Below are 25,998 nucleotides of genomic sequence, written 5' to 3'. Positions count from 1 at the left end.
CGCCAGACCACCAGGCAATGGCATCCCCATGTCGTGCCCGTGCCCACCGTGGTGATGTCCGTGCCCGCCACCCATGTGCTGGTCGTGACCATCTCCGTGACCGCCGCCGTCACGCTGATCGTGGCCCTGATGCTCCGCGTGGTTCAGGTGATCGTGTTCGGATCCGGCTGTTCCATTCGCATCATGTCCGTGCGGGGTTGATTCCTCGGAATGAACATGGGTCGGCGGATCAGTTTGTCCGCCTCCATGTTCTTCCACAGTTGCAGGTCCGTCAGCGTCTGCCGCACCATGCTCTCCGTGCGAGGCAGGTTCGTGTGCGACCGCGTCGAATGGACCCCTATGGGCACCGTGCTCGTGCTCGCCGTTACCGCCGGGGCGAGGCTCAGCAGTATCTCCGGTGCTGGGCGGATGCTGTGAATGCTCAGCGTGCGCTCCGGAGGTGTGCTCGATGGGTCGCGGTGACACTCCCGTCGCGGTGTTGTGTCCGTGCTTCTCCGGATCTTCGGCACCGCTGCGGGATTCGTCCGCGCGCGCGGCGGTGATCGGTTCATAATCGGGCCCGGATCGCAGTAGCGTAGCCGCCATGCCGAGCTTCTCGGCGACATCATCGAATTCGGTGATGTGGACGCGGACCTTCGGCTCCGGCATCGCATCCCACACTCGTGTGACGTACTGATCGAACGCGTCATCCGTCGGCCCCGCGACGACCAGAAGCCCCGCTGCCGCCGGACTTTCCGCCCCGCACCAGCCCACCTCTCGGATGGCCTGCTCTACTGCCAACCGTGCCGCCGTACCCCCGGGCACCGTCACCACCAATGGCGCAATCGCCGCTCGCTGCCGCAGCCACATGCTCAGACCCATCGCAGCGCTCCTTCCCGCCAGGCGTAGAGGACGGCGATCATCAGCACGGCGAGGAAGCCGAACATCTCGGCAACCGCACTGATTCCGATATCGGCCACGACAATCGCCCACGGGTACATGAAGGCCATCTCCATGTCGAACGCAAGAAAGATCATCGTGATCGTGTACCACCGGACGTGATAACGCGAGACAGCGTGCTCCACAGCCGCCGCACCTGAGAGAAACGGAGCCTGGTCCACGCTCGCCGGGGCAGCGCCCACCGCCCGCGCCGCGCTGTAAATCACGACTATCGACGCGGCTACGATGGCCACGATCACCAGCAAGTTCGTCACCGCCGACCACCCCTCCTGTCCGTTCGTGCGGGCGACACTACTATCCACCTTCGTAATCCAGCAGGACCGGCACGCGCCAAATCGACTGGCTCACATACACCTACTGGGTAAGGGTAGACCGCAGCACGGCAGAACCGAAAGTAGACAACGAGAGCTGGCGATTCGGAAGCAGTTGCCACCGCGCAAGTCCTGCGCAGCCATTCCACGAATGCACATAGTGAAAAAGGGGCTGCGGAGAATAGTGGCTGCGGAATCGACCTGCGCCACGTAGTTCCATCATCGTCCACCGTTGCCACACTTTCCGCCGCCGAGTAGCCTTCGGTAGGTACCCCTGCCGGGTATTCAGGACCATCACCATGCCGGGCTGAGCAGGTGAATGCCGATGTCGCAGGACCACTATCTGACACGGGCGAGGGCGCGAATCGCGTACCAGCTCAAAGGTTCCGGATCTCCGCTCGGTTATTCGCATGGCATACTGCTGAGCCGGGCTGCCGTACGCCGGCTCGACCTCTTCGATTTCGATCAGCTGGCGGGCGACCATCTGCTCCTGACCTACGACCAGCGCGGCCATGGCCGATCGTCGGGCCGAGAATGGTGGGCGAAGGGTATTCACCGATCCGCTGCTGGATCGGGATGTTGAGGTCCAGCCGGTCCAGGCAGGTGCGCAGCAGTCCGATGGTGGTGGGCGCATTCGGGCAGTTGGGTACGGTAAGCACTTCGATCGTGGTCATTGTTTCCGGTTACCTCGGTTTCTCGCCGATGTGGAGGGGCCGACAAGCCAGTCAGCGACAGCCCTCTGAGTTATCGCCTGTGGAGGGCGCGGCGCAGTTTGCGTTCTGACAGGCGCCCGAAGGAGAAGGGTTCGCCAGCGATGAGGACTCCGGGCGCGAACAGCACGCCCCCTTTCCGCGCCAGTTCGCGGCCCTCGTCACTGGCGAGATCGATCTCGATGACCTGAATCGGGTAATCGACGCTTACCTGATTCAGGACTCGCTTGGCGTGGTCACAGTAGGCGCAGTCGGGTTGGGTGAGCAGGGTGATCGCGACCGGGGTGGTCATGGTCGGCGTTCTTTGCTCACGTCGGCGAGCAGCTTGTCGGTGGGGACGAACATGGTGTAATCGGGAGCGCCGCCATAATCCGCGCGCCAGGCGATCGTGCCGTCGGGACCGACGAGCACGAAGCTGTGCCCGGCGGTTTGCTCGCGCATCATCCCGTACTTGTGGGCGTCGTAGGCGTGGATGACCTGTTGGGTCGGGTCGGCCAGCATCGGGGTCGTAATCTTCTGGTCGGCGGCCTTGCGCGCCTGCTGCGCCACCTGGTCGTGGGAGATCGACACCACCGTGTCGATGCCGGCCGCCTTCAATGCAGCCTGGTTCTGTTCGAGGTCGGTGATCTGATCCCAGCACGGCTGGCACATCAGACCTTCCTGGAAGTACAGCAGCACACTGCGTCCGCGGAAGTCGTTGAGCGAGAAGGTATCTCCGGTGTGGGAGGTCAGGGTGAAATCGGGGGCGGGTTCACCGATCCCGGGATCTCCGGTGACGTGCCGGTACCCGCTGCCACCGTCAGCCGCGGTGTTCTGCTTGTTTTGGGCATTCTGGTAGATCAGGAACAGGGCTCCGACGGCCAGGACTACGAGCACCGCGGTGATCATCGGCCAGCGTCGTTGGCGGGCCGAGCCTGGTGGTTCGACGGTGTCTTGTGTGGTGCGCCGGGTTCGGGTGGTTCTGCCGCGTTTGCCGGTGGGCCGCGTGGTAGTGGATTTACCGCTGTTGACGTTCACTGGTGTTTCTCCTCAACAGATTCCGGAATCGGTGCGGGCGAGGGTTCGGCGCAGCAGTTCGATTCGCGGGTGTCCGGGATGGACTGGCGTGCGCGCAGCGATCGGCGGATCAGCAGGGCCGTACCCGCCAGGAGCAGTGCGGCAACCACGCCGCCGGGCAGCCAGGACACGGAGTCTTGGATTCGGGCACTGAGGTGTTGCAGCCAGGCGCTCACCTCCGATTGCCAACCACCAGCGCTCATTCCGGCACCCGTGAACGCGAGGACTCCGGTCAGGACGCCCATGCCGATCATCAGCACACCACTGAGAGCGGTCCCTACGGCGAGGTCGCGCTGCCAGCGGCCCACCCGGATACGCAGGGATCGGTCGGTGAACAGGCGCGCGGACTGTTCCCGGCGGCGGTCCCAGACCAGCGCGACCAATGCAAGCGGGGTGACCATTCCGGCCACGTAGGACAACCCGACGGTCAGCGCGACGGGGAACGAGCCGGACGCACCGGAGAGCACCGCGACACCGACCAGGACCGGCGCGCAACAGGCGCTGGCGATCCCGGAGAACGCGCCCAGCAGGTAGGCCGAGGAGAAACTGCCTTCCCGGACGGTGCGTGCGCCGGGCATGGGCAGGTTCGGCTTCCACCCGATCAGCACCGCGACGCCGCCGATGACCATCAGTGTCGCGCCGATCGAGAACACCCAGACGTGCTGTTCGATGAACAGTCTGCTCAAGATGGTGGCACCCAAGCCGATAGGCAGGATCACCGTGGCCACCCCGGCACCGAAAACCAGGGTCGCGGGTACGACGCCACCGCGGTGACGGAATCCGGTGGCCAGGTAGGCGGGCAGCATCACCGAAACGCAGCACGGCGCCAGCAGGGCAACCACGCCGCCAAGGAAGGACGCCAACAGCGTTGTCCCGATCAACAATTCACCCACCGTGTGGACCCCTTACCTACGACCTGTCGGCGCATCGCCGGATATCCGGAGCCGCGCGCGTCGGCGACCGTGTGCTGTTAATGGCATGGCTGTCCCATCTGCGAGGTCATGGTGTCCATATGCTCGGCCATGTCGCTGAGCGCCCCAGCGGGTGGGCCCGCGACGAACCCGAGCGTGAGCACGGCGAGTACGCCGGCCGCGGCAAGTGCGGCGATCACCGGAGCCCGGGAGCGGCTCGGTTGCGGTTTCGCCGATGCGGCGACTACCGGCAGATCTCTGGTCAGGGCTCGCAGCTCGCCGATAGTTTTCGCGTGGTAGGCCGCGTCGAGACGGTCGCTGTACTCCGCGAGCGTCAACCGGCCGGTGCCGACCTCGGCCTGCAGGTGGGCGGCCACCCGCTCCCGGTCGGCATCACCCGCACGTACCGATGGCTGTGCGCGGTACGGTTCGGTCACCTGTATCACCTACTCTCGCTGGTTGATTCGGTTCCGTCCTGCTCGCGTAGCGACCGTAGGTCTGCACGCAGCTCGGCGAGTTCACGCTCGACGCCTGCCGGTTTCGCGCCTACGCGGCAGCTGCCCCGGCGCATCGGCCGGATACAGCAGAAATAGGTGAGCGTCACGGCCGCCACGACCAGCGCGGCCGCGAACCAGATCGACATCACAGCACCTTGCCCTCGCGTCGCTCGGCCTTGAGCTGCTCGATCTCCGCACGCATTCGAGCGAGTTCCTGCTTCGCGGGATCGTCGTGCGCGCGGTCGTCGTGGGTGCGCGTTCCCGGTCCGCGCATCATGAACCACATCATCAGACCCATGCCGACCGGGCAGGCCAACACGGCAAGGGTCACAAGCAGCGATTCCATCGCAAACCTCCTGCTACTGGGGCATCTTGGGACACATGCCGCACTCGGCCAGGCCCAGCATCATCAGCTGGCAGTTCCACCAGGACGCCAGGTTCGCCATCATGTTCGGTGCCATTTGTTCGTCTCCTTTGTCGGGTGTTCACTCATTTGTTCCGACTCGTCTACCGAGTCCGGTCTTGTTGCCGCTCTTCGGTGTTGCCGAGTGCCAGCGCGATCGCACGGGCGAGTACGTCGCGTTCCTCGGCCAGGACCACGTTCGCGGCGCGCAGGCGCTCGAGTTCTGTTCGCTCGCCGTCCCCGAGGGGGCGACTGTTACCGTGCCGAGCCGCACCAGGGCGACCATTGGCACGAGCATCGACGCTCGGAGGCGGCTCGGAGGTGGGTGAGGCGCGGAATCGCCGCAGCCGCAAGCTGTTCGTCACCACGAACACGCTGGAGAAAGCCATCGCCGAGCCGGCGATGAGCGGGTTCAGCAGCCCGATCGCGGCCAGTGGGAGCGCGGCGACGTTGTAGGCGAAGGCCCAGAACAGATTGCCCTTGATGGTCCGTAAAGTGCTGCGTGCCAACCGGATCGCGTCGACAGCGGCGATCAAGTCACCACGAACCAGGGTCAGGTCCGAGGCTTCGATGGCGACGTCGGTGCCGGTGCCCATGGCCAGCCCGAGGTCGGCTTGGGCGAGCGCGGCGGCGTCGTTGATGCCGTCGCCGACCATCGCCACGACCCGGCCCTGGTCTTGCAGTTGCTTGACGATGTCGACCTTGTCGGTGGGCAGTACCTCGGCGATCACCTCGGTAATGCCGACCTCGGCGGCGATCGCCCGCGCGACGGTGCTGTTGTCACCGGTGAGCAGGACCGGTCGCAACCCGAGCTCCCGCAGCCCGCGAACCGCTTGCGCCGAAGTCGGTTTGACCGTGTCGGCGACGACCAGCACCGCCTGCGCAGTGCCCTCCCACGCGACGACCACCGCGGTACGTCCCTGAGACTCGGCCCGCTCTTTGACCGTCCGCAGGCCGACCGGAAGGTCGATGCCGCGTTGCTCGAGCAGGGTCGTGCGGCCCACCAGTACGGCGCGGCCCTCGACGGTGCCCTGCACCCCGAGGCCCTCGAGATTCGCGAAGTCCGCTACGGCGGGCAGTGTTGCGACTCGTTCGGCTGCGCCGCTGGCGATGGCCTTGGCGATCGGATGTTCGGACGCATCTTCCAGTGCGCCGGCCAGCCGCAGGATTTCGGTCTCGTCGGCATCGGCGCCCGCATGGACCTCGAGCAGGGTCATCTTGCCGGTGGTGACGGTGCCGGTCTTGTCCAGGACCACGGTGTCGATGCGGCGGGTCGATTCCAGCACCTCCGGGCCCTTGATCAGGATACCGAGCTGCGCACCCCGTCCGGTGCCGACCAAAAGCGCTGTGGGCGTGGCCAATCCGAGACCACACGGGCACGCGATGATCAATACGGCGACCGCGGTGCTGAACGCGAACGCCGCCCCGGCACCGACCGCGAGCCAGATCCCCAACGTGGCGATCGCGAGAGCGATGACGATCGGCACGAACACCGCAGACACCCGGTCGGCGAGGCGCTGGACCTGCGCTTTGCCGTTCTGCGCCTCCTCGACCAGCGTGGCCATCTGTGCCAGCTGGGTGTCGGAGCCGATTCGGGTCGCGTGCACCACGAGGCGCCCGCCCGCGTTGACGGTGGCGCCGACCACCGGATCACCGGGGCCGACCTCCACCGGCATCGACTCGCCGGTCAGCATGCTGGCATCGACCGCTGAATTGCCGTCGGAGACAACACCGTCGGTGGCGATCTTCTCTCCCGGTCGTACCACGAATCGGTCACCGACGCCCAGCTGGTCGATCGGGATCCGCTCCTCGCGGCCATCACGCAGGACAGCGACGTCTTTCGCGCCCAGCTCCAGCAGCGCCCGCAAGGCCGCGCCCGCACGACGACGGGCCCGTGCCTCGAAGAACCGGCCCGCCAGGATCGCCGTGGTCAGGACGGTAGCCACCTCCAGATAGATGTTCTGTCCGGCCATTCCGCGTGCCACGGTCAGCGAGAAGCTGTGCCGCAGGCCTGGAATTCCGGCCTCGCCGAGGAACAGTGCGAAAAGCGACCAGCCGAACGCGGCGAGTACTCCTACCGAGATCAGGGTGTCCATGGTGGCGGTGGCGTGTTTCAGGTTCGACCATGCCGCGCGATGGAACGGCCACGCGCCCCACACCACCACCGGTGCGGCCAAGGTCAGCGACAACCACTGCCAGTTGGTGAACTGCAGCGGCGGCACCATCGCCAGCACCGTCACCGGCACCGCCAGCGCGAGACAGACGAGCATCCGCTGCCGCAGCAACTTCGTGTGCTCGTCGTAGTCGTCGCCGTGATCGGCATCGCTGCGCGCTGCGGCGGTTTCGGAGCGGGGAATGGTCGCCGTGTAGCCGGCCTCGGCGACCGCGCCGATCAAATCCGACTCCGGCATCGTGTCGGGGTAGCTGACCTTGGCCTTGCCGGTCGCGAAGTTCACCGTCGCGGTGACCCCGCCGAGTTTGGCCAGCCTGCGTTCTATCCGCGGCGGGCACGACGCACACGTCATGCCTGCGATCGACAGCTCCACCTGCCGCACACCAGCAGACATCCGGTCGGTGACCTCACTCATCTGTCACCTCGCCATCCACTTTGTCTCCGTTGCGCTTTCGACGGTCGAGCATCAGCCGACCAACTCGAAACCGGCCTCGGTCACCGCGGCCCGCACCGCGTCCTGTCCGAGGGGTCGCTCGCTGGTCACCACGACCCGGCCGGAGTCCACGTCGACATCGACACCGCGCACGCCGGACACGGTCAGCAGTTCCCGTGTTACGGAATTCGCGCAGTGCCCGCAGGTCATACCGCGCACCGTGTAGGTGGCCTCACTCATCGCCACTCCTTCGATAGATCGCTGCGCTCGCGTGTTCGGCGAGCTCTGCCACCATCATGAACCTTCCAGTACGATGGAATGTCAAGGGTGAATTTCGTACGACACGGGAGTTGTGATGAGAATCGGTGAACTGGCCACGGCCAGCGGTCTTACGGCCAAGACCATCCGCTTCTACGAGCAGTCCGGGCTCATGCCCGAACCCGCCCGGACCCCGGGCGGCTACCGGGATTACAGCGACGACCACATCGCCCGGCTGCAGTTCATCCGCCGCGCCCAGGCCGCCGGGCTCACGCTCGCCGAAGCCCGCGAGGTGCTGACCATCGTCGACCACGGCGATACACCCTGCGGCCATGTCGAACAGGTCCTCAGATCCCGACTGGATCAGGTGCGCGCCCAGATCGCCGAACTCATCACCCTCGAAACCCACCTGGAATCCCTGCTGGCCACCGCTCGGCGCGGCCCGACCGCCACCGAACACGACCGGGCCGCGGTGTGCTGGATCCTGGAATCCGACGCTCAACCCTGCGCGTAGGCCACTTCGGTGAGCACACCGAAGCCTTGTCCTTCGGCGGGCTTCCAGGCGAGTTCGCCGTGGTAGAGCCGCTGCAGGAATCCGATGCTCTGGTGGTAGCAGAACACCGACGACTCGGCGCCGACGATGGCGCCGGTGTCGGTGAACAAGGGGAGTTCGGCGAGCAGGTAACGCACGGCGGAGCGCAGTTGATCATCGGTCGCCGCGCCGCCCGCCGGTAGCCGGTTTTCCAGCACCCACCGGGACGCTTCCACGCATTCGGCCCGAAAGTCCGGGTCATGGTCGAACAGCCTCTGCGCCTGATCGCGCAGGTGCCGGTATCGCGGATTCGAATAGAGTTCCGCCCAGCCGAGGATCAGTCGCTGCGGCTCGTGCACGCCCACGTCGGTGAGCGCACGCGCGATCTTGTTGCGGACATACTGTCCCTGGCGGCGCGCCTTGTGCGCGGCCCGCGCCGGCGGATATCCCAGCGCTTCCAGGGTGTAGGCCGCGGGCAGGTCCGGGACGAAGAAGTGCGCCGCGTCGAACTCGGCGAAGCCCCAGCGAGCCAGGTCGATGATCCGCTGCGGGGTGAAGTAGCTGTTGAACGGGCTGATCCCGAAACAGACATGCGCGCCACGCGCCACCGGCGCGTGGCAATGGATCGACAGTGGCTGTACGTGGAAGGGCATGGCGGGCCTTTCGGTGGATCACCAATTCGGCACCACCGGGACCGGACAGGTTCGGCGGCGTGATGTCGCCCCACAGCATGAACCTTCCACTGAAGGGGAAGGTCAAGCCCAGACATCCGAGATCTCACCTCCTACTACACGCCACGTAGTTGGTTAGTACTATCGGCGGGGTGACCGCCACCTCGCCCTCTCGCGGCGTATCCGCGCGATTGCTCGTGGTGTTGGCGGCGCTCGCGGGAATCGCTCTGATGCACGGTCTGCAGTGCAAGGACGGCATGCCGGCCATGCCGATGTCGGTGTCGGTGTCGATAACGCACTCCGCGCAGACCGTCGTCGGCGCTGAGGACCCGATGGATCACCTGGTGACCGGCGCGCTCCACGCGGTGCAGACCGCGGTCGGCGCACCGATGGTTCTTGACGGAATTCTGGCCGCCTGCCTGGTGGCCATCTTGACCTGGTTGGCGGCGTCGACGCTGCGTCTGCGGCGAACCTTCGCCGCCGTGGCCTGTGCGATCCGGGCGGGAACCACCCGCGCGACTCGCGCGGCGTTACCGCGAGCGCCCACCCTCGCGCAGCTCTGCGTGCTCCGGACATAGGAGAAACCCCGGCCCAACCGTCTCGGCCCGCATCACGGCCCGGTCGGTGGTTCGGCGTGCGTATTCCTCTGTCCACCTTTGCATTCCAGGAGCTTGCATGAATCTCCTTGCCATCCTCACCACCGGCCTGTTCGCCGGTGGTATCTCGTGTGCCGCTGTCCAGGGCGGACTCCTCACCGGTTTGATCACCCGACAGCGCACCACAGCCACCCAGACCGTCGGCGCCGTCGCTTCCCGGGCAACCGTCGCGAGCGGCAGCGCCGACTCGGCCGCCGCTCGGTGGTCGACCCGACTCGCCGACGATCTCACCCCCGTCAGCGGATTCCTCGCCGGAAAACTCGTGTCCCACACCCTGTTCGGCGCGCTGCTGGGAGCGCTCGGTAGTGCGGTCCAGCTGTCCCTCGGGATGCGGACCTGGCTGCAGATCGGTGCCGGACTGCTGATCGTGACCTTCGGGCTCGCCCAGCTCGGCGTGCCCGGTTTCCGCCGTATCGTGATCGAACCACCCGCCTGCTGGACTCGACTGGTCCGCACCCAGGCCCGCTCCCGGGCGGCTCTCGCGCCCGCGTTGCTCGGCGTGGCCACCATCCTCATCCCGTGCGGGGTGACCCTGTCGGTCGCCGCGCTCGCGCTCGCCTCCGGCTCACCGCTGCAGGGTGCGGCGATCATGGCGGTATTCGTGCTCGGCACCGGACCGCTGTTCGCGCTTCTCGGATATGCCGCCCGCCTCGCAGCGACGGCATGGCGAGGGCGGCTCGACCTGGCCACCGGTCTGGTCGTACTCGCCATGGGCCTCTACACCCTCAACGGCGGACTCGAACTCACCGGCTCCCCACTGGCGGCCAGCCGCATCGCCGCCTCGCTCGGTCCGGCGGGTCCGGCACCCGACGCCGTGGCCGCCACCATCGTGGACGGCACTCAAACGGTGGCGATCACCGCCCGCACCGGCTCCTACAGCCCCCACGCCATCGCAGCCACCGCCGGTCTGCCGACCACGCTGGTCATCAAGTCGGACAACGCATCCGGCTGCGTCCGATACCTGGTCATCCCCGACCGCGGAATCGAACAGATCCTGCCCGTCAGGGGCGAGACCCGGGTCGATCTCGGAGTACTCGAGCCGGGCAGGCTCGACTACACCTGCGGCATGGGCATGTACTCCGGCGTCATCACCACCGCCTGAAAGGACCACGAACCGAAATGACCACCAGCACACACGAATTCCGCATCGACGGCATGCACTGCGCCAGCTGCGCACTACTCGTCGACGACACCCTCGACGACCTACCCGGCGTCCGCAACACGCAGACAACCATGAAAAAAGGCCACACCACGGTCGAACTCGACACCGGCACCACAACCCCCGCCGACGTCATCGATACCATCGAAAAGCTAGGCTACACAGCAACTCTCGTGTCCTGAGCCCCTCAGGTCACCCCACCAAATATTACTGTCGCTACCCTTTCATCCCCTGGTCGGCCCGGTGATCGGCCGGTGCAAGGCTTTGCCTGGCTCCCCGTCCGGCCGAGCACGGGCAGGTCAGCGGCCGACGTGGCTGGTGCGCTGGCGCCGCTGTGGGAACCACCAGTTCCAGCGTCCGAACAGGCGCATGAGTGCGGGCACCAGGATCAGGCGGATCACGATGGCGTCGATGGCGACGGCGACGGCCAGGGCCAGGCCGAGTTGCTTGAGTTCCACGACGTCGGCGGTGATGAAGCTGCCGAAGATGGCGACCATGATCGCGGCGGCGGCGGTGATGGGGCGCGCGGTGTGGGTGAGCCCGGCGGCGACAGCGAATTGGTTGTCGTTGCTGGATTTCCAGTATTCGCGGATGCGCCCGATGAGGAACACCTCGTAGTCCATCGAGAGGCCGAACAGCACGGCGAAGACGACCGTCGGTAGGTAGACCTGGACGAATCCGGGACTGGTGAAGTTCAGGGCCTGCTCGCCGATGCCCCATTGGAAGACCGCGACGGTGATGCCGAGTGCGGCGCCGGTGGCGAGCAGGTTCATCGCGATTGCTTTGAGCGGCAACGCGATACTGCGGAAGGCTGCGACGAGGAACAACAGGGAGATGACCAGTACCAGTGCGACGACGAACGGAAGTTTCGAGGTCATCTCGTCGGAAAGGTCAACGAATTCCGCTGTGCTTCCGCCGATCAGCACAACTGGGCCGCCGTCACTGCCGGCATCGGCCGCCAGGGTGCGCAGTTCTCGAATCAGATCGGTGGCAACCATCGAGTCGAACGCCACGCTGGGCACTGCCATGACGACGATCCGCCCGTTGCTGAGTTGAGCGGGAAGAACAGTGTCGATGCGTTCGTCGGTGGAGATGTCGTTGAGGAATTGGCCGACCCGAGTGTTGGCTTCACTGGTCATTGCGGTGTCGTCCGGGCCGGTGGCGATGATTTCGATGGGAGAGAGCGCACCGGCGGGGAAGTTGGCGGTCAACGCGGTCGTTGCCCGACCCGAGGGTGAATCCTGCAGGGCGGAGGTGCCCATGTCGAGGCCGTAGCGGATACCGAAAATCGGTGCGGCCGCGAGGATCAGGACAGCGACAGCGGCGACGCCGAACAGGATCGGGTGCGCCATGACCAGGTATGCCCATCGCGCCCACCGACCGGGCCGGGTGGCGTCGACGGCGGCGGTTTCGGCGGGGCGCCACCGTTTCGGCAGTGCGCCGCGGTTGACGGCCGGCCCGACCGTGGCGAGCAGGGCGGGCAACAGCGTGATCCCTACGACGAGCATGCTGATCACCGCGGTGGCGACGCCGATGGCGATGCCGCGAAATATCGGTGCTTGCATCACGACCAGCGCGCACAGCGAGATCATCACCACCAGTCCGGACACGAGAATCGTTTTGCCCGTGGTGGCCAGCGACCGCCCGACAGCCTCGGCGATACCGGTGCTGTCGGCGCGCTCGGTCACGCCGGTGCGGGCGAGTTCCTCACGGAAGCGGCTGACGATGAACATGGCGTAGTCGATACCGACACCGAGCCCGATCATGGTGGCCATCGACATCACCAGCGAATCGAACGCGGTGAAGCTCGTCATCGCGAACAATGCCCCGGTCGCCAGCAGGAGCCCGGCGATCGCGACGCCGATCGGGATCGCCGCGGCAGCCAGCGCGCCCAAGGCGAGTACCAGCAACCCGAGTGCGACCGGGAGGCCGATAGTTTCCGCACGAGCCAGGTCGGCGCTTTGAATATCGGTCGCGTCGTTCTGCACCGCGGAGTAGCCGGTCAGCGCGACATCCACGCCGGTGCCGGCGTTCGGAGTCAGCGCGTTTTGCAGATCCCTGGCCACCTCGGCGCGTGCAGCCATGTCACCGTCCAGCCCGACCAACGCGATCGCGACATGGCGATCCGACGAGATCTGCGCACCGGGCAACCCGTCGTAGGGGCCGAGGACCTCACGCACACCCGAAACCCGCTGTGCCGCGGCGATTGCCTGCTCGATCGCGCCACGGAACTGTGCGTCCTCGGCGCTCAACGACTCCGATTGCATCACGATGACGGCCTGCTCGGCCCCGTACTGCGGAAAGTGCTGCGCCAACAGCCGGTCCACTTCGGCGGAGTCGGACCCTTCGACACCGAAATCCATTGCACCGAGCCGATCTTCGAGCATCGGATAGGCCACCGCGCACGCCATCAGCAGCGCGGCCCACACCACAAGCACCATCCGCCGACGGCGTGCCATCATCACACCCCACCGGTATAAGAACGGCGGGGTTTCCGAGCCGGGCACGGCCGCTCGCTCGGAATATTCGACCGTCGTCGTCGATTGTTGCTCACTCACTTGCCATCTCCTCATCACCGCGACCCCGCGGGATCGCGTCGCTCCCGATTACACACATAGTGATGTATGCATGTGTTGACCCTAGGCTCGAAGTCCATCGATATCAATGCCAATGTCCGCTATCATCGCCCTATGGCGATGAATCATGGTGATGGCTGCTTGGCCGGGACAGAAGGTTTGGATCCGGCGGTGGCGTTGTTCCACAGCCTCTCCGATGCCACCCGGTTGTCGATCCTGCACCGGCTCGCGTGCGGGGAGGCTCGTGTGGTGGACCTGATGGGTGAGTTGGCGTTGGCGCAGTCCACGGTGTCCGCACACGTCGCCTGCTTGCGTGACTGCGGCCTGGTAGAAGGTCGACCGCAAGGGCGACAGGTGTTCTACAGCCTCACCCGCCCGGAGTTGATGGACCTGCTGGCCTCGGCCGAAACTCTGCTCGCGGCCACAGGTAACGCCGTCGCGCTGTGCCCGAACTACGGCACCGACTCCGCACCAACCGCTACCGACACGATCGACGCGGGCACGCAGGTGCGGCCATGAGCGACGCCTGCTGCGGACATGATGAACCCAGCACCGGTAACGCCGAGGAGCATGAGCCGCAGCGACTCTGGGAAGTCGGAGAGCTGCGTGCGGCCGCGGTGGCGGGGGTGCTGCTGGCGGCCGGATTTATCGCCGGATGGGCCGGAGCTCCGCGTGCGGCGGAGTTGGGATTGGAGGCGGCGGCGCTGGTGATCGGCGCCTACACCTTCGTGCCCTCAACGCTGAAACGGCTGACGCAGGGCAAGATCGGGGTCGGCACACTGATGACGATCGCCGCCATCGGTGCGGTGCTACTCGGTGAGGTCGGAGAGGCCGCAATGCTGGCTTTCCTGTTCTCGATCAGCGAAGGCCTCGAGGAATACGCGGTCGCACGCACTCGCCGCGGGCTGCGCGCGCTGCTCTCCCTGGTCCCCGAGCAGGCCACCGTTCTACGCGACGGCACCGAAACCACCGTGACACCAGTCCAATTGCGCGTCGGCGACCGGATGCTGGTCAAGCCCGGCGAGCGCATCGCGACCGACGGCGTGATCGCCGAAGGTCGCACCGCACTGGATGTTTCGGCGATCACCGGCGAATCGGTACCGGTAGAGGCCGCTCCTGGCGACGAGGTATTCGCCGGGTCGATCAACGGCAACGGCGTCCTCGAGGTGGAGGTCACGACCACCACCGCGGACAACTCCCTGGCCCGGATCGTACGGATCGTGGAAACCGAACAAGCCCGCAAGGGCGCCTCGCAACGCTTGGCCGACCGCATCGCCAAACCACTCGTTCCCGGGATCATGATCGCTGCGGCAACGATTGCGTTGGTAGGCGGCCTTCTCGGCGATCCTGCCACCTGGATCGAACGCGCCCTCGTGGTGCTCGTCGCCGCGTCACCATGTGCGCTGGCGATCGCTGTGCCGGTCACTGTGGTCGCGGCGATCGGTGCGGCGAGCAAACTCGGTGTCCTGGTCAAGGGCGGTGCCGCGCTGGAAGCGATGGGCAAGGTGCGCGAGGTCGCACTCGACAAAACCGGCACCCTGACCGCGAACAAACCCGCCGTGGTCGAAGTCGCTGCCATCGACGGCGTGAACCAGGACACGGTGTTGGCGGTCGCGGCGGCGTTGGAATCACGCAGCGAACACCCCTTGGCCCGTGCCATTCTCGCCTCCACCACCAACTCCACCCCGGCGACCGAGGTCGAGGCCGTCACCGGCGCCGGGCTGACCGGCCGTATCGACGGACGCCCAGCCCGGTTGGGAAGGCCCGGATGGATCGAGGCCGGACCACTGAGCGCTGATGTGGAGCGGATGCAACATTCCGGTGCCACCGCGGTCCTCATCGAGGACGACGGCCGAGTTATCGGCGCGGTCGCCGTCCGTGACGAACTGCGCCCGGAAGCACGCGAGGTCATCGCTCGGCTGCATTCGGCCGGGTGCCGGGTGTCGATGCTGACCGGCGACAACCCCCGCACCGCGGCCGCCCTAGCCGCCGAGGCCGGGATCGACACCGTGCACGCCGATCTGCGGCCCGAAGACAAGTCCCGCATCGTCGCCGAACTGCGCGAACAGCGGTTCACCGCGATGGTCGGCGACGGTGTCAACGACGCCCCTGCCCTGGCGACCGCCGACCTCGGGATCGCCATGGGCGCGATGGGTACCGACGTCGCCATCGAAACCGCCGACGTCGCGCTGATGGGTGAGGATCTGCGCCATCTGCCCCAAGCCCTCGATCACGCGCGGCGCGCACGCGCGATCATGTTGCAAAACGTCGGGCTGTCACTGGCGTTGATCACCGTCCTGATCCCCTTGGCGTTGTTCGGGGTACTCGGGTTGGCCGCTGTGGTACTGGTGCATGAGCTCGCCGAAGTCGTCGTCATCGCTAACGGCGTGCGCGCGGGCCGCGCCAAACCTCTTGCCGGGGAATCGGAAGCTATCCGCTCGCGCATGCCTGCCACGGTGGGAGCGAGGTCATGACAGTTGCCGCTGCGTCCACTCGACCCAGAAACGCACGCAAGATCGGGCTGATCGCGACCGCAGCCGGATTCGCGGGTGTCGATCTGGCCGCCAAAGCATGGGCGGTGCGCGGCCTCGACAGCGCGCCGATCGACGCGTGGCCGGTGAATCTGCGATTGGCCTTCAACTCCGGCGCCGCATTCTCGATCGCGGACGACTCCCCTGCCTGGGTGATGGTGGCCGTCACCGCAGCAATCACGGTCGCGGTGGCGATTGCCGGGTGGCGTATCGCCCCACGGGCCGGGATCGGTTGCCGGATGGGGTTGGCCGCGATCCTCGGCGGCGCGACCGCCAACGTCATCGACCGGATACCCGACGGGAAGGTCACCGATTATCTGCATACCGGTTGGTGGCCCACCTTCAACCTTGCCGACACCTTCATCGTGCTCGGCGCCATCACCTTGGTCACACTCACCATGTTCGGCGACCCCCATGAGCGACAAGAACTCTCATCCGATGACTGAACCGACGCCCCGTGCGGTCACGGGTATCGGTGGCACGAGCATCGCGCCACGCTCGCTCAACGTCGCGCCCACTCTGATCAGCGCCCTCGCTGCCGACCGGAGGCCGGTTTTCCTGGCGAATGTCAGCGTTCGGCCATGCCGATGAAGGTCATCATCTCGGGAGCCGGAATAGCCGGACTATCACTGGCTCATTGGCTCTCTCGCATCGGAGCAACACCCGTCGTGCTGGAGCGCGCACCACGTTTCCAGCCGCTCGGCCATTACATCTCACTCAAGGGTAACGGCGTAGAAATGGTCCGCCGGATGGGCATATTCGACGCATGCGAGGCTCGGTCGGCACCGCTGGAAGAGGTGCGACTCTACTCCGCTGCCAGCGGGCGGTACCTGCGCAGCGAGCACTCCGCGACCCTGGCCAAAACCCTCGGCGGTTACATCCTGTTGCGCCGCGCAGATCTGCAGAGCGCACTCCATGACCTGACGGCCGAACACGCCGACATCCGCTTTGGTATCGAGATCCTCAGAACTCGTCCCGACGCGAACCAGGTCGAGGTAACCCTCAGCGACGGCACCACCGAGATAGGCGACCTGCTAGTCGGGGCCGACGGCATCCACTCCGCGGTCCGTGGCTTGGCCTTCGGCTCAGGTTTCGAACGCCCGCTCGGCGGCTACTACATCGCGATCACCCAGCGGGTGCACCACGGTCTGGACCCGGTGGTGCACACCTATCTGGGTACTGGCCGAATGGTGAATCTGCTTCCCGTCTCGCCCGACTCGGTGTCAGCTGTGGTGTACCTCGGTGCGGACGTGGACGCTCCGCCGCGCAACGACGTCTTGGCTATGCGTGACCACCTGCTGGCAACCTGCGCCGATTTTCCCGATGAAGTGCACAATGTTCTCGCCGATCTGGGCACCGACGACTTCGTGTTCGCCGACGCCATCGCCCAAATCGACCTGCCGCGCATCAGCCAGGACCGTGTCGCGCTTGTCGGCGACGCCGCCCACTGCCCGACATTTCTCTCCGGAATGGGCACCTCGCTGGCCCTGCAGGACACCCACATCCTGGCCGGCAGTCTCGCACGCAGCCGCGACAACGTGGCCGAGGGACTCTCGCGTTACGAGGAGGTGATGGCCCCCATCGCCCGCCGCTACCGCGACAGCGCGGCCAGCGCGCACGCCGCGCTGCTCACCTCCAGCCAGGTCAAGGCGCGCATCCGTGATCTCGCGCTGCGCGTGATCCCCGATCGCGTCTTCGAACGCGGTATGCGTCGCTTCTACGACTCCGAACGCCCGCTGGCAAACCTTCCCGGCCCGTGAAGCCCGCGAACTGCCCGACGACACCGTTGTGCCGCTGTGCCGACTGTGTTTCGGGCACCTTGCTCGATGCCGCTTACATCGGCACTCTGGACCCACATCTCGCCGCGCTGTCCGAACCCACCACCCGCGACAGCATCGCAGGCGCCAACCGGGTGACACGAATGGATCCCCGGATCCAGAGCGGTGAGCTTGCCGACGCGGCAGCTGACCTCTATACACAGGCGGTGCCATCTGTGTTCCTCGCCAGCGCCGCCATTTGCGCGCTCATCGCGATTCTGGTCGCAGCGCGACTACCGAAAACTGTTGCTCAGCAATGATAGACAATGGCAGCCGATGGCTCGGTGGGGTTGTATTCACCCCTGGGTTGATGGCGTTCACCGGCGACATCGGCGACACCGCACCACACTCCCACGCCGCGGTGCAGGTTCTACTCGTCACCCACGGCCGGGTCACCCTGATCGATGCGGCCGGGCGCAGCGCCCCCGCGCACAGCGCGATCATCCCGCCCGGCGTCCGCCACGAAGTCCACGCCGATCCCGGCACCACTGGGCTCCTCGCGTACCTAGACCCCGCCGGAGCACCAGGCCAGGCTGCGGTCGCCCGTGTCGACGACCGCACAGCCGACAGCACAATTGCCTGGATCGCCGCCGCTACACCGGTGCCGGGCACGGCCCCGCGCCCGGCACCCGGCGTGTATCCCTCGCCACGGCAGCGCCTCTCCCATCCAGCGGTAGCCGCCGCGCTGCGCTGGGCCGCCGAAAGCCCTAACGGTCCCCCGGCGCTGGTCGAGCTGGCTGACCAGGTCGCGATGTCGCCAAGCCGTTTGTCGCATCTATTCGCCGCCGAAATCGGCCTGCCGTACGCGGCGTGGCGACGCTGGGCGCGGTTGCAACGCGCTATCGATGAGGTCCGCGCCGGGGCCTCACTCACCCGCGCCGCGCACGCCGCGGGCTTCGCCGACAGCGCACACCTGACCCGTACCTGCCGCGACCTATTCGGTATCACCCCCACCGACGCACTTCTCGCGGCAGGCTGGCGATCCACTCCAGCTTGAATCACCGGCAGTCAGCCGATTTCTTCAAGCGCCGAACCCCGCGTGCAGGTCAGGCTGAAGTCATGTCCACGATCATCAACCCGGCCATCCGCTACGGCTACGCACCGTTCATGCTGCTCGGCATCAACGGCATCGGCATCGCTATCGCCGCCACCGGCACCAACAAACTCTGGCTTCTCGGCTTGCTCGTCGCCGCGATCGCGCTGTCCTTCGCCGCCGAACGGCTGCTGCCCTACGAGACAACCTGGAACACCCCGACCGGCGACAGCGGCCGCGACGCCGCCCACACCTTCGTGAACGAAACTCTCATCCTCGCCAGCGTCGCCGCCATCCCGGCTCTTGCCGCCCTCATCCCTGGAGACGGGATCTGGCCTACAGCAATACCTTTCGTGGCGCAGGTGCTGATCGCGATACTCATCACCGACCTCGGCATCACCCTCGCCCACTACGCCAGTCACAAGATCGGGATCCTGTGGCGCTTCCACGCCGTGCACCACAGCGTCACCCGCTTCTACGGACTCAACGGCCTGATGAAACACCCCCTGCACCAAACCATCGAAATGACCGCAGGCGTCATACCTTTGCTCCTGATCGGCATACCCGTCCCCGTCGCCGCCGCCCTGTCCCTGGCCGTCGCGGTCCAACTCCTATTGCAGCACTCCAACGCCGACTACCGCGTCGGTCCCTTCAAACATGTCCTTGCGCTCAATGAAGGACACCGCTTCCACCACCTCAAATGGGCAGGCATCGGCGACGTCAACTTCGGACTGTTCACCCTGCTCTGGGACCACTTGCTGCGCACCTACAGCTACGACCCCGCCCGCCGCTTCAGCGGCGCCGACCTCGGCATGGCCGCTAAACCGAACTACCCCGTCGGCTACCTCGCCCAACTCGCCGAGCCCTTCACCACTCACGGCGCTTGCGAAATCAGCACCACCAACGCGGCGGCGATTGCGGACGAGGCACGACAGAAGATCAGCTGACGATCACCAATGGCAACCGCCTCAACGATGGGCGATCACCAGAACGATTGCGCTACAGGGGCTGGCCAGGTGCGGACGCGGAAGCCGATCCCTCCCCGACCACTGCGACGGCACTGCTCGACACGGAAACCGGCAGCCTTCAGGTAAGGCACGGGATCGCGCAGCAGGTTCAACCCGGTACCGACTGCGATCTCGACGACCCGGACCCGCGCCTGGGCCGCCGCCCATTCACGCGCCCGGCAGAACGGCACGCTCGAAGAACCCGATCTGACGGTCGTAGCCAGGGGCGTTCTTGTCGAAGACCTCGATAATCCGTTCATTACTCGACGCCTCATGCACGGACCTCGGCGCGTGTTGATGCTGCCCGCGTCAGGGCAAAAGTAGGCAAGCAATGCCGCCCATGCCCGCGATGCTGGCTGCGGCGATGCCAGCCGCCAGCGTCGCCGGCAAGCACAGTGCGACCACCGCCGAGAATCGTTGCGGCGTCGAGCCGCTGGCCGATTCCAGTCGGCGTAGTCGTAGTGCGACGACCTCGTTACCGAACGACGCCAGCCCTGAGTGCTCAGTGCTCGCCGATTCCGATACCGCACGCAACGCGCCGCACATCGCGGGCCTGCTGGTAGCGGTCGCAGCGATCTCATCGGCGTCTAGTTCGACCAACGTCGCTACAGCCCGTGGGGCGGCGGCGAACAACGGGATCCAGGGCAGGGCGGCAGCCATCACCGCGCAGATCCTGATCATGAGGTGATGATGGCCCCGCAAGTGGGCGTGTTCGTGCGCCAGCACCGCGCGGCGCTGCGGCTCGGTCAGCGACCGAGCCAGTCCGTCGGTAGCCACGATGATGCCTGGTCGCCCATCCACGCTATAGGCCAAAGGCAGGGGGTGATCGAGCCACATCACCGGAACGACATCCTCGGTGATGCGGGCCACGACAGCGATGACGTCTCGGTGATACGCCCGGATCCGGGCCCCTGCCCGTGACAATCGACGTGCTGTCACCGCTAGCCGGCCGGTTACCGCAGCCGCAACAACGGCTCCCAACACCGCGCACGGATTGATGGACCAGGCCGGTGCTGTGTGGAGGAAAGCGGTCAGGCAAACCATCGTCGTTTCAACGGTCTCGACTACTGACGCGTGTCCCGGCCACACCGAAACGAGCACTGCGCACCCTGCGAGGAAGACGACGGCCGTAATGCAGGTCAGCCAGGCCGCCGCCATCACCCGCGGCGAGGCCGCCAGCATCATGGATCGAAGGACCCGCGGTGCTACCACCGACAACAGTGCCGCGAACAATCCCAGTCCAAAGGCGACGATCATTTCGTCGACCGTCTCGTCCGCCGCACCAAACCACGTCGAAACGCGTCGGACTCGGCGTCGCTGGTGGATTTGGCCAAATGCAGCAGAACCGCCTCGGGATCGTTACTGGCATCAATGATCTCGCGCACCGCCCTCGCGGTGGCCTCGGCGCGTGTACTGGCTGGGCGATACAGATACGCACGCCGATGCATGACCCGCACCACCCATTGCTTCTCGTAGAGATGGGTCACGACGGTCAGGATGGTGGTGTAGGCGTAGGAATCCGGCAGACGCTCGAGAATATCGCGAACAGTCAACGCTTCGGTCGTTGCCCACAGCACATCCATCACCCGTGATTCGAGGGTGCCGAGCCCGTGCATTACCCCTGTCCTTTCCCACACGCTCCCGTGCGGGCCTCGGCGTGTGCGCGTGTCGCTACTCCGCGATGCGCCATCGCAGCGGCCAAGCCGACACTACAACTATCCGCCATAGTTCCCACCTGCCACTTGGCTCCGCGCTCGGTCTGTGCGGTCAATTCATAGGCAGGGGTGCGACAGCTCGCTGGTCGAGAAGTTCACGCAGAGTTTGGGTTTCGGCAGTTTGCGCGGAGTCGATCTGGCGTGCCAGTGCTGTGACGGCGGGAATGGTGGTGTTGTCGCGGGCAAAGCGGGCCATGGCCAGTCCGCCTTCGTGGTGGCGCAGTAGCAGTTGCAGATACAGCGAGTCGAACGCTGGGCCGATCGTGCGTCGCAGCGCCGTCAGTTCCTCGGGGGTGGCCATGCCGGGCATTTTCATGGTGCCGTCTGCAGGCATGCTGTGCCCTGGCATCGAGGTGGTCGCTCCCCGCATCCAGCTCATGGCCGGCTGGGTCGAGATCGTCGGCTGGTCCCACAGCACCAGCCAGCCGTGCATCGTGCCGATCTGGCTTTGCTGGGTGGTCAGCACGTCATAGGCCAGGGTGCGCACGGCGGGGTCGACCGCTTGGGACAGCGCCATGGATGACATCTCGACGGCTTGGCTGTGGTGGACCGACATGTCTTGGGCGAAGCCGACTTCGACTTGGTCGGTGCCCGGAGTGGGCGCGGTGTCACCGTCGTTGATTTGGCCGCGACCGATGAAGCCCAGGACCACTCCGATGGTCAGCGTCGCGACCAGTGCCGCTATCAGCGCCAGCTGGGTCCGGTAGCCGAGGGTGGGCGTGTCGGTCCGGGTGGCAGCGGAGGTGTCAGTTGCCACCGTCGACCTCCGGGCTAGCAGTGCCCGGTGCAGGCGCGGCAGGTGCGGCGGCACCTTCGACGGGTACGGCATCGGGTCCTGGTGGTGTCGGGTCGAAGGGTGGCGGTTTGTTGGGATCGAACCCGCCTCCTGGTGTGGAGCAACTGGCTCCGAACTCGGGGTGGGTGTTCTGGTTCTGTCGCAACGCGGTGATGAACTGGTCTATGCGCTTGTCGTCGGCGCTGTCGACTTCGAGTTGGCGGCCCCAGGACTGCAAGGTCACGGGCGCGCTCAGCCCAGGGTACGGAGACATCAGCATGTACGGCTTGCCTTTTACCTTGGCTTGTAGCGCCGCGACGTCGCGTTCGCCGACGAGGTCGGCGTTGTAGGTGATCCATACCGCGCCGTGTTCGAGAGAATGCACGGCGTTCTCGCTGCGGATCGGCTGCGGGTAGGCCATCCCGGTGCAGGTGGCCCAGTACTGGTCGTGCGGGCCACCGAACGGAGGACTCTGGTTGTAGGCCACCCGCTGCGAGCCCGCGACATGTTTACCGGCGGGATATTCCTTCTTCTCCACACCGTCGATCCGGTCGGAGGGATCGGGTTGTGCGGCGCTGGGGCTGTAGCGCTGGGCGTCGGCCTGGTCGAGATACTTCGGAACATAGTTGTAGGCGAGCACGCCGATCAGCGCGACGATCACGACCGCGGCACCGACCATGTCCCACCGCATCCGCCGACCGCCGGTCAGTGCGCGCACCGGGTCCTTCGAGCGTTTGGTGCCCGCGGCCGGTCGTTTCGGCGTTCCTGGTCTCCGACTCGGCTTTCCGGCCACCTCGACGTTCCTTCCGCTCGGCACCAGCCATGCCCCACCGGGTGCACGGCCGTTTCGGTCGCTGTTGCTTCCGGCGACTACTATGCACGATAGTTGATACGAATGTGCTTGTCTGTGCCGATTTTGGCGATCACCTACGAGCAGGAGCACGAGCGATGGTGATCGACCACGTCGCCGAGCGATCCTCACCAGGCCCGGGTGCTGTGCCTCCACTTGTGGCGTGGAGGCACAGCACCGCTCATCCGATGGCGGCCGGGGCCGGCTGCAGTCGCGGATACCGTTGCACGGTGCGCAGGCCCAGTGCGGAAGTGGCGCCGATCGCGATGAGGCCCGCCCAGGCGAGTGCGCCGAAACCGGCATCGCGGGCGGTGTCGAGGACCGCGCCGGTGCCGAGGTTGCCGAGCAGGATGCCGATACCGATGACGGTGTTGTAGAAGCCGTAATGGGTGGCTACGAGGCGGTTACCCGACAGCGTCACGATGGTGTCCATTTCGAAGGGGAACACCGCTGCGGATCCGATTGCCAGCAGCGCCGCACAGCACAGTAGTGCGGCGACCGCGACACCGGTGCCCCACAGTGCCGCGCTGGGCGCGAGCAGTGGCGGCACGAACGCGGCGGACAGGATCACTACCCCGGCCACTAAACCTCGGTCGGTGCCCCAGTGGTCGGTGAACCAGGCGGTGATGCGCAGTTGCCCGGCGACCGAGACCACGCCGAACACCACGAAGATCGCGGTCACGAGCCCGGTCGGTGACGCTGGGCCGCTCAGGAAGGACGCCTGCATCGGCAACGCGAGATATACCTGGAACGACAGCACGTAGCAACCGATCATTGCGGCGGAGAATCCGACGAAGCGCCGGTTGGCCAGGATGATCCGCCAGTCCTGCCACACCGAGGACACTCTGGGTTCGGATTCGCCGTGATGCTGGGGCAGCGCCCACAGCTGGGCGAGGGTCAGTATCGCGAACACTGCCGCTGCTCCCAGTGCTGTGGTGCGGAAGTCCAGCGCCATCAAGGCAACTCCGACCAGCGGTCCTGCCAGCATCCCGGCCTGGTAGAACATATTGAACAGGGCGAAAGCTTCGACCCGCCGTTCCCCGGCGTCCGCGGCGAGGTAGGCGCGCACAGCTGGATTGAACAGCGCTCCAGCGAAACCTGTTGCCGCTGAGGCGATCAGCAGCGCAGCGAGCGAATCCACCAATGCCAGTAGCCCGAATCCGCCTGTGCGCAGCAGACACCCGGCCACGATGAGAGGTTTGTAGCCGAGTCGGTCGGCCAGTGTCCCCCCGATCAGGAACATGCCCTGCTGGGCGAAATTGCGCACACCGAGCACCAGAGCAACCATCCATACCGCCAAACCCACTGTGCCGGAAAGGTACCCGGCCAGATACGGCATCAGCATGTAGAAGCCGAGGTTGATGGCGAATTGGTTGATCATCAGCATTCGGCTGGGCAGGTCGAAGCTGGCGAAGCCGCGCAACGCACCGATCATCGATCTACCACCGACGTCGCGTTCCCGTGTCCTATGGCAGGCCGTGCCGGATTGTCGGCTCGTGTGCTCGATTCCCGAGGGTCGATGACGCTCGTGCACCTCGTCCACGACCGCACGACCCGCTCGCCCGGATGTGCGATCGTAGCGGGTTCGACAGGTGGATCGGTGTCGAGCAGGTCGTGCTCACGGCAGTAGTCGTCGTTGTAGATGGTGTCGAAGTAGCGTTGCGGTCCGTCGGGGAAAACGGCGGCGACCCGGACGTCGGCCGCACATACCCCCGCTGTCCAACCAGCCACCAGCGCCACCGCACCGACGCTCCAGCCGCCGCTGGCATGGTGGGTCGCTGCCAGTGTCCGTGCAGCCCAGACCGCCTCGGCTGGAGCCACCCAATGGATCTCGTCGAAGGCCGCATAGTCGACATTGCGCGGATGGATGCTCGACCCGAGCCCTCGCATCAGCCGCGGGCCCGCGGGCTGACCGAAGATGGTGGAGGCGACGGTGTCCACACCGACCAATCGCATGTCGGGGAAGAAACGTCGCAGCACCCGGGTCACCCCCGCGGAGTGCCCGCCGGTGCCCACTGAGCACACCAGCACATCGATACGGCCCAGTTGAGCCACCAGTTCCAGCGCAAGCGATTCATAACCCGCGGTGTTGTCGGGGTTGCTGTATTGGTCGGGGCACCACGCGTGCTGATCGGCGGCGAGCAATGCCGCGACCCGGTCACGGCGCGCCTGCTGCCAGCCGCCGCTGGGGTGTGCCTCGGTGACCACCTCGACCTGGGCGCCGTAGGCAGTCAGCAGGCGGTGGACCAGTGGTTCCATCCCGGGATCGGTGACGACGGTGACCGGATGGCCGTGCACGGTGCCCGCCAGGGTCAAACCCAGTCCCAGTGTGCCGCTGGTGGATTCGATGATGCGTGCGCCTGGTTGCAGCTCGCCGCGCGCGCTGGCCCGCCGGACCATGTGCAGGGCGGGGCGATCTTTCATACCGCCGGGATTACAGCCCTCCAGCTTGGCCCAGAATCCGTGTCCCGCCGGGGCGATCGGGGGCCCGATCCACAGCACGGGCGTATTGCCGACCAGGCCGTCGGGTCGGCGGCACCGACTCGCGTCGGTCACTAGTTGAGCTGGTGATGCGCAGATCTGGTCGAGAAGAACGTGGTTCATCCGAAATCTCGATTCTGTAGGCACCCGGGAGGGTGGCCGGACCTGGTCAACAGCGGGTCACCGGCCGACCTACGCAGCGGTCGGCGCGGGCCTGTCGATCAGCACCGCGCGATACAGAGTCGAGTCAGGATCGATCGCCCGCCTCCATCGGAAGCGAACACGCCAGGACCGTGGCGGGCGATCGGATATTGCGCTACGAGTCCACCTGATATGGCCACGAACGCCGTCGGCGGTGGGCTCGGTGACGTTTCGGCACGTGGCACGGCTACCAGGGCGTCATGACTGAGATGCGATCCCGGCAGACACAACATGTCGCCGGGATGATCGACTCCGAGATGTCGCTCGGGGGTGAGCTCACCGGTGGTGCATGCGGTTTCGACA

30 protein-coding genes are annotated in these 25,998 nt (G+C 66.1%); 12 read left to right on the top strand and 18 right to left on the bottom strand.

Annotated elements, in window-relative coordinates; genetic code table 11:
• Positions 1–33 precede the first annotated feature (33 nt).
• Complete coding sequence (locus NN4_RS44780) at positions 34–201, top strand: hypothetical protein (protein ID WP_186818270.1); 168 nt, start codon at positions 34–36, stop codon at positions 199–201.
• Between the two features lie 650 nt (positions 202–851).
• Here the strand turns inward: NN4_RS44780 and NN4_RS05050 are convergent.
• The 10 genes from NN4_RS05050 to NN4_RS05005 form a co-directional block, all read right to left on the bottom strand.
• A complete protein-coding gene (locus NN4_RS05050) occupies positions 852–1,193 on the bottom strand; it encodes an NADH-quinone oxidoreductase subunit A (protein ID WP_147128760.1) in 342 nt (113 codons plus the stop codon).
• A gap of 434 nt (positions 1,194–1,627) precedes the next feature.
• Positions 1,628–1,924, bottom strand: a complete 297-nt coding sequence (locus tag NN4_RS05045) for a hypothetical protein (protein WP_147128759.1) — start codon at positions 1,922–1,924, stop codon at positions 1,628–1,630.
• Between the two features lie 70 nt (positions 1,925–1,994).
• Positions 1,995–2,252, bottom strand: a complete 258-nt coding sequence (locus NN4_RS05040) for a glutaredoxin family protein (RefSeq protein ID WP_147128758.1) — start codon at positions 2,250–2,252, stop codon at positions 1,995–1,997.
• Positions 2,249–2,977, bottom strand: coding sequence for a peroxiredoxin family protein (locus tag NN4_RS05035; RefSeq protein ID WP_147128757.1), 729 nt, complete (start codon positions 2,975–2,977; stop codon positions 2,249–2,251). Before NN4_RS05035 ends, NN4_RS05040 begins: the two co-directional genes overlap by 4 nt.
• Entirely contained in the window at positions 2,974–3,909 is a 936-nt protein-coding gene (locus NN4_RS05030; RefSeq protein WP_147128756.1) for a cytochrome c biogenesis CcdA family protein, read from the bottom strand. The genes NN4_RS05035 and NN4_RS05030 overlap by 4 nt, the downstream gene beginning before the upstream one ends.
• Positions 3,910–3,986: 77 nt before the next feature.
• On the bottom strand, positions 3,987–4,364 hold the full coding sequence (locus NN4_RS05025; protein ID WP_147128755.1) for a DUF1707 SHOCT-like domain-containing protein: 378 nt from the start codon (positions 4,362–4,364) through the stop codon (positions 3,987–3,989).
• A 5-nt stretch (positions 4,365–4,369) separates the two neighbouring features.
• A complete protein-coding gene (locus NN4_RS05020) occupies positions 4,370–4,570 on the bottom strand; it encodes a hypothetical protein (protein WP_147128754.1) in 201 nt (66 codons plus the stop codon).
• Positions 4,570–4,770 carry a hypothetical protein gene (locus tag NN4_RS05015; RefSeq protein WP_147128753.1) on the bottom strand — a complete coding sequence of 67 codons (201 nt, stop codon included), beginning with the start codon at positions 4,768–4,770 and terminating at the stop codon, positions 4,570–4,572. Before NN4_RS05015 ends, NN4_RS05020 begins: the two co-directional genes overlap by 1 nt.
• 161 nt (positions 4,771–4,931) lie before the next feature.
• Positions 4,932–7,415 carry a heavy metal translocating P-type ATPase gene (locus NN4_RS05010; RefSeq protein ID WP_147128752.1) on the bottom strand — a complete coding sequence of 828 codons (2,484 nt, stop codon included), beginning with the start codon at positions 7,413–7,415 and terminating at the stop codon, positions 4,932–4,934.
• Between the two features lie 51 nt (positions 7,416–7,466).
• The gene (locus NN4_RS05005) at positions 7,467–7,673 is read right to left on the bottom strand and encodes a heavy-metal-associated domain-containing protein (RefSeq protein WP_147128751.1); all 207 of its coding nucleotides are present in this window, start codon (positions 7,671–7,673) and stop codon (positions 7,467–7,469) included.
• A 115-nt stretch (positions 7,674–7,788) separates the two neighbouring features.
• Here NN4_RS05005 and NN4_RS05000 point away from each other — a divergent pair, with 115 nt between their 5' ends.
• Positions 7,789–8,205, top strand: a complete 417-nt coding sequence (locus NN4_RS05000; RefSeq protein ID WP_147128750.1) for a heavy metal-responsive transcriptional regulator — start codon at positions 7,789–7,791, stop codon at positions 8,203–8,205.
• Here NN4_RS05000 and NN4_RS04995 read toward each other — a convergent pair.
• Complete coding sequence (locus NN4_RS04995; RefSeq protein WP_147128749.1) at positions 8,190–8,876, bottom strand: tRNA-dependent cyclodipeptide synthase; 687 nt, start codon at positions 8,874–8,876, stop codon at positions 8,190–8,192. The genes NN4_RS05000 and NN4_RS04995 overlap by 16 nt on opposite strands.
• Positions 8,877–9,046: 170 nt before the next feature.
• Between NN4_RS04995 and NN4_RS04990 the strand changes: the two genes are divergently transcribed.
• The 3 genes from NN4_RS04990 to NN4_RS04980 all read left to right on the top strand — a co-directional run bounded on the left by NN4_RS04990 (position 9,047) and on the right by NN4_RS04980 (position 10,891).
• Positions 9,047–9,472 carry a hypothetical protein gene (locus NN4_RS04990; protein ID WP_147128748.1) on the top strand — a complete coding sequence of 142 codons (426 nt, stop codon included), beginning with the start codon at positions 9,047–9,049 and terminating at the stop codon, positions 9,470–9,472.
• 97 nt (positions 9,473–9,569) lie between these two features.
• On the top strand, positions 9,570–10,652 hold the full coding sequence (locus tag NN4_RS04985) for a sulfite exporter TauE/SafE family protein (protein ID WP_147128747.1): 1,083 nt from the start codon (positions 9,570–9,572) through the stop codon (positions 10,650–10,652).
• Between the two features lie 17 nt (positions 10,653–10,669).
• Positions 10,670–10,891 (top strand): cation transporter, encoded by a 222-nt coding sequence (locus tag NN4_RS04980; protein WP_147128746.1) that lies wholly within the window; start codon positions 10,670–10,672, stop codon positions 10,889–10,891.
• A gap of 117 nt (positions 10,892–11,008) precedes the next feature.
• On the opposite strand, the gene NN4_RS04975 is transcribed toward NN4_RS04980, so the two are convergent.
• On the bottom strand, positions 11,009–13,267 hold the full coding sequence (locus tag NN4_RS04975) for an MMPL family transporter (protein ID WP_246180707.1): 2,259 nt from the start codon (positions 13,265–13,267) through the stop codon (positions 11,009–11,011).
• A 132-nt stretch (positions 13,268–13,399) separates the two neighbouring features.
• Here NN4_RS04975 and NN4_RS04970 point away from each other — a divergent pair, with 132 nt between their 5' ends.
• From NN4_RS04970 to NN4_RS04940, 7 genes are all read left to right on the top strand, one after another.
• Positions 13,400–13,804 carry an ArsR/SmtB family transcription factor gene (locus NN4_RS04970; RefSeq protein ID WP_147128745.1) on the top strand — a complete coding sequence of 135 codons (405 nt, stop codon included), beginning with the start codon at positions 13,400–13,402 and terminating at the stop codon, positions 13,802–13,804.
• On the top strand, positions 13,801–15,759 hold the full coding sequence (locus NN4_RS04965) for a heavy metal translocating P-type ATPase (protein ID WP_147128744.1): 1,959 nt from the start codon (positions 13,801–13,803) through the stop codon (positions 15,757–15,759). The genes NN4_RS04970 and NN4_RS04965 overlap by 4 nt, the downstream gene beginning before the upstream one ends.
• Positions 15,756–16,262 (top strand): signal peptidase II, encoded by a 507-nt coding sequence (locus NN4_RS04960; protein WP_147128743.1) that lies wholly within the window; start codon positions 15,756–15,758, stop codon positions 16,260–16,262. The genes NN4_RS04965 and NN4_RS04960 overlap by 4 nt, the downstream gene beginning before the upstream one ends.
• Before the next feature lie 135 nt (positions 16,263–16,397).
• Positions 16,398–17,576, top strand: coding sequence for an FAD-dependent monooxygenase (locus tag NN4_RS04955; RefSeq protein WP_147128742.1), 1,179 nt, complete (start codon positions 16,398–16,400; stop codon positions 17,574–17,576).
• On the top strand, positions 17,573–17,893 hold the full coding sequence (locus tag NN4_RS04950) for a hypothetical protein (protein ID WP_147128741.1): 321 nt from the start codon (positions 17,573–17,575) through the stop codon (positions 17,891–17,893). The genes NN4_RS04955 and NN4_RS04950 overlap by 4 nt, the downstream gene beginning before the upstream one ends.
• A 50-nt stretch (positions 17,894–17,943) precedes the next feature.
• Positions 17,944–18,630 carry a helix-turn-helix transcriptional regulator gene (locus NN4_RS04945; protein ID WP_246180706.1) on the top strand — a complete coding sequence of 229 codons (687 nt, stop codon included), beginning with the start codon at positions 17,944–17,946 and terminating at the stop codon, positions 18,628–18,630.
• A 62-nt stretch (positions 18,631–18,692) separates the two neighbouring features.
• A complete protein-coding gene (locus NN4_RS04940) occupies positions 18,693–19,613 on the top strand; it encodes a sterol desaturase family protein (protein ID WP_147128739.1) in 921 nt (306 codons plus the stop codon).
• A 369-nt stretch (positions 19,614–19,982) separates the two neighbouring features.
• Here the strand turns inward: NN4_RS04940 and NN4_RS44775 are convergent, their stop codons facing one another.
• The 6 genes from NN4_RS44775 to NN4_RS04905 form a co-directional block, all read right to left on the bottom strand.
• Positions 19,983–20,543: a M56 family metallopeptidase gene (locus NN4_RS44775; protein ID WP_186818269.1), complete on the bottom strand. Its 561-nt coding sequence runs from the start codon at positions 20,541–20,543 to the stop codon at positions 19,983–19,985.
• Positions 20,544–20,926: 383 nt separating this feature from the next.
• The gene (locus tag NN4_RS04925; protein ID WP_147128737.1) at positions 20,927–21,289 is read right to left on the bottom strand and encodes a BlaI/MecI/CopY family transcriptional regulator; all 363 of its coding nucleotides are present in this window, start codon (positions 21,287–21,289) and stop codon (positions 20,927–20,929) included.
• Between the two features lie 151 nt (positions 21,290–21,440).
• Positions 21,441–22,145 (bottom strand): DUF305 domain-containing protein, encoded by a 705-nt coding sequence (locus tag NN4_RS04920; protein ID WP_246180705.1) that lies wholly within the window; start codon positions 22,143–22,145, stop codon positions 21,441–21,443.
• Entirely contained in the window at positions 22,135–22,980 is an 846-nt protein-coding gene (locus NN4_RS04915; RefSeq protein WP_371865615.1) for a thioredoxin-like domain-containing protein, read from the bottom strand. Before NN4_RS04915 ends, NN4_RS04920 begins: the two co-directional genes overlap by 11 nt.
• Positions 22,981–23,194: 214 nt before the next feature.
• Positions 23,195–24,448 carry an MFS transporter gene (locus NN4_RS04910; RefSeq protein ID WP_147128735.1) on the bottom strand — a complete coding sequence of 418 codons (1,254 nt, stop codon included), beginning with the start codon at positions 24,446–24,448 and terminating at the stop codon, positions 23,195–23,197.
• Positions 24,445–25,617 (bottom strand): PLP-dependent cysteine synthase family protein, encoded by a 1,173-nt coding sequence (locus NN4_RS04905; protein ID WP_147128734.1) that lies wholly within the window; start codon positions 25,615–25,617, stop codon positions 24,445–24,447. Before NN4_RS04905 ends, NN4_RS04910 begins: the two co-directional genes overlap by 4 nt.
• Positions 25,618–25,998 lie beyond the last annotated feature (381 nt).

The sequence above is a fragment of the Nocardia ninae NBRC 108245 genome (assembly GCF_007990755.1).
Taxonomy (GTDB): Bacteria; Actinomycetota; Actinomycetes; order Mycobacteriales; family Mycobacteriaceae; genus Nocardia; species Nocardia ninae.
The sequence above is the reverse complement of the archived record's forward strand: the minus strand, read 5'-3'. Positions and strand labels throughout refer to the sequence as shown.